3 protein-coding genes and 1 pseudogene are annotated in these 3,225 nt (G+C 76.6%); all 4 read left to right on the forward strand.

All coding sequences use genetic code 11. The features are described from left to right. Nucleotides 1-89: 89 nt before the first annotated feature. A complete protein-coding gene (locus AB0J68_RS29835; RefSeq protein WP_363941928.1) occupies nt 90-1,007 on the forward strand; it encodes a beta-ketoacyl synthase N-terminal-like domain-containing protein in 918 nt (305 codons plus the stop codon). Continuing rightward, nucleotides 1,004-2,008, forward strand: coding sequence for a beta-ketoacyl synthase N-terminal-like domain-containing protein (locus tag AB0J68_RS29840; RefSeq protein ID WP_363941930.1), 1,005 nt, complete (start codon nt 1,004-1,006; stop codon nt 2,006-2,008). Before AB0J68_RS29835 ends, AB0J68_RS29840 begins: the two co-directional genes overlap by 4 nt. Beyond that, nucleotides 2,005-2,814, forward strand: a complete 810-nt coding sequence (locus AB0J68_RS29845; protein WP_363941933.1) for an alpha/beta hydrolase — start codon at nt 2,005-2,007, stop codon at nt 2,812-2,814. The genes AB0J68_RS29840 and AB0J68_RS29845 overlap by 4 nt, the downstream gene beginning before the upstream one ends. Beyond that, nucleotides 2,811-3,225, forward strand: a pseudogene (locus AB0J68_RS29850) (thioesterase); the annotation flags it as partial. The gene AB0J68_RS29845 and the pseudogene AB0J68_RS29850, both read left to right, overlap by 4 nt.

The following is a 3,225-nucleotide window of genomic DNA, read 5'->3' on the forward strand; positions in this document are numbered from 1 at the left end:
CCGGTCGACGACCTCTCCTTCGTCGGCGTGGGCCTCGCCGACGGCACCTCGGTGGTCACCGCGCCGATCTCGCGCTGAGGACGGAAGGCATGGCCGAGGCCGTCGCCGCCGCCGGCCTCGATCCCCGTCGACAGCGGGTGGTCAGTCTCGTCGGCACCGGGCTGCGCGAGTCGGCCGAGGTGGAACGGGCGGCCCTGGCGGGCTCGGTCGACTTCCCCGCCGAGCGGCTGCACTTCGCCGACGCCGTCGCCAGCGCGGCGTCCGGCGTGCGGCAGGTGGTCACCCTGGCCAACGCGTGCAGCGCCGGCGGTTCCGCCCTCGCCCTGGCACAGGACCTGGTGGAGACCGGCGAGGCGGACGCCGTGCTGGTCGGCGGCACCGACGGCAGCAGCGCCTCCATGCTCGCGATGATCGGCCGGGTGGCCGCCCGCCCGACCAGCCGGGTGCAGCCCTTCGACGCCGACCGGGCCGGTGTGCTGCTCGGCGACGGCGCGGCGGTGCTGGTGGTCGAGCCGGAACGACCCGGCGGGCTGGCCCGGCTGCTCGCCACCGGGCTGTCCTGCGACGCCGGACACGAGACGGCGCCCGACCCGGCGGGCATCCTGCGGGCGGTCCACGACGCCCACCACCGCGCCGACCGCCGGCCCGACCAGGTCGACCTGGTGCTGGCGCACGGCACCGGCACGACGCTGAACGACGAGACCGAGGCGCGGGTCATCGCCGAGGTGTTCGCCGGTTGCGAGCCCGGCCCCCTGGTCACCGCCCTCAAGGGCGCCGTCGGCCACACGTCGGGAGGATCGGCGCTGCTCAGCGTCGCTGTCGCCGTCGAGATCCTGCGCACCGGCCGGGTGCCGCCGGTGGTCGGGCTGACCCGGCCGGCGTCCGAGGCGGCCGCGCTGCGGCTGGTCCGCGACGCGGCCGTGCGGGCGGACGTCCGGGTGGCGCAGGTGGACGCGTTCGGCTTCGGCGGTCTCAACGCCGTCACCCTCCTGGAGGCGGTGCGATGACCGGCCGCGCCCACGCCGGGCACCTCGCCCCGACGCCGGATCGCAGCGTGCCGCCGCCCGCGTCCCGCCGGCCGGGCCAGGTGACCCGGCCGGGACGGTCCACGGCGGACACGCCGCCCGGGGCCGACCCGGATCGACCGGTGGCCGCCGTTCTCGCGGCGGCACTGCATTTGCCGGGAGTCGACCTGCCGACCGGCGTGGGCGAGGCGTGGGTCGCCGACGAGGAACCCGCCTGCCCACCCGAGCGGGCCGCCGACCTGCTGGGACGCAAGGGTCTGCTGGCCAAGGAGCCGGCCACCCGGCTCGCCCTCTGTGCCGTGCATCGGGCGCTGGGCCGCGCGCCGAAGGCGCCCCGCCCGAGCGGGCCGGCGGATCCGCGTACCGCCGTGGTGGTCAGCTCCAACCTGGGCAACGTCGCCACCGTCGGCGACATCGCCCGCCGACTGCGCGAGGGCGGCCCGCGCGAGGTCGGCCCGTTGGAGGCGCCGAACGCCTCCAGCAACGTCATCGCCGGCGCGATCGCCATCTGGTTCCGCTTCGGAGGCCCCAACCTCACCGTCTGTTCCGGGGCCACCGCCGGCCTGGACGCGATCTGGCTGGCCGGGCTGCTGCTTCGTACCGGCCGCGCCGACCGGGCCGTCGTGGTCGGCACCGAGCCGGACGACCCGCAGGCCCAGGCCCTGCACGCCGCCCGGGACGGCGCCACCGCCGCCCGCCCGCTGCGCGCCGGGGCGGCCTGCCTGCTGCTCGGCCGGGTCGACGCCGAGCCGCACCCGTTGGCCCTGCTGGGGCCGGTGCGGTCGGGCGTACCCGTCGACGGCACACCACGCGGCCCGCTGGTCGACGCGGCCGCCGTGGCGGGCGACCACTACGGCGCCGCGGGGGTCGTGCACACCGCCCTGGCCGTACGCCTGGTCGGCGCCACCCCGAACGTCACGGTCCGCTGCGGCGACCCCGTCGACGGCATGCGCGAACTCGACGTCCGGACGGCGCGGCGATGAGCGGCACGCCACCGGCGGTCGCCGTGCACCGGCTCGCCGGCCCGGACACCGGAACGCCGACCGTGCTGCTCGCGCACGGTATGTCCGACGCCTGGCGCAGCTGGCGACCCCTGGCGCAGCGGCTGCCCACCGGTTGGCGGCTGCTCGCGGCCGAGTTGCCGTGGAAGGCCGGCACCGATCACCGCTGGCGGCGTCGGGGCACCCCGGGCGCCTGGCTCGCCGCCGCCATCCGTGCCCTGGCCACGCCCCCCGACGTCGTGGTCGGCCACTCGCTCGGCGCGAACGCGGTGCTGGAAATGCTCGCCACCGAACCGGACGTCGCGCCGCGCGGGGCGATGCTCATCGCGCCGTTCTACTGCCCGCCCGACCTGGCGGTCACCTGGGCGGTGCACGAGCGGGCGCAGGCCAACTTCGTCCAGATCATCGACGAGGGGCTGCGCCACCGCCTCGGCCCCCGGCTGGCCGACCTGGACGCGGAGACCCTGACCGCCATGCGGGACATCATGGTGGACCGGATCGGGCCGGTCGGCTTCACCACGCTGTTCGACCACTTCACCGCGACCGCCGGCCTGCCGCTGCACGCGGTGACCGTGCCGACCATGGTGCTCACCGGTGGCCGGGACCCCGGCCTCGACGGCCCGCGCGTCGGCGCGCTGCGGGCCGAACTTCCCGACGCGCACGTCGTCGTGGAGCCGGACTTTCACCACTTCTGTCATCTCGACCGGGCGGCCGAGGTGGCCCGACACGTCGCGGGCTTCGTCGAGAAGGTCTGCCCCGACCCCGCGATCCGAGGAGGTACGCCGTGACCACGGCGGTTGAGAACGCATCCGTGACGCTGTCCGCCCGGCCCGGGTTCGAGGGCGCGAACATCCGCACCTGGATCGGCTTCAAACACTTCGCGTACCTGGTGGAGCAGGGTGTGCTGCAGTGGTTCCGGGAGCGGGGGCACGGCCCCGGCCGGCTCTACCACGAGCACGGGGTGGGCCTGTCGATCCGGGACTGTTCGCTGCTGCTGCCCGCCGTCCTCGACGTCGACGACACCGCGACGGTGGTGGCGAGCACCGCCGCCAACGGCCGGTTCGCGGTGCGGATGGGTGTGCGCCGCGACGCCGACGTCACCGTGTGCCGGGCCCGGGTGCGGGTGGCCCTGGTGCGGGAGGCGGGCGTACCGCAGGCGGCGCCGCTGCCGGCGGAGCTGGCCGGCCTGGTCGAGGAGC

It is taken from the genome of Micromonospora sp. NPDC049580, from assembly GCF_040675595.1.
Taxonomy (GTDB): Bacteria; Actinomycetota; Actinomycetes; order Mycobacteriales; family Micromonosporaceae; genus Micromonospora.

Excerpts from the sequence above, each read along its gene's own strand:
- AB0J68_RS29835 (WP_363941928.1), top strand. The coding sequence starts at position 90 with ATGGCCGAGGCCGTCGCCGCCGCCGGCCTCGATCCCCGTCGACAGCGG.
- AB0J68_RS29840 (WP_363941930.1), top strand. The coding sequence starts at position 1,004 with ATGACCGGCCGCGCCCACGCCGGGCACCTCGCCCCGACGCCGGATCGC.
- AB0J68_RS29845 (WP_363941933.1), top strand. The coding sequence starts at position 2,005 with ATGAGCGGCACGCCACCGGCGGTCGCCGTGCACCGGCTCGCCGGCCCG.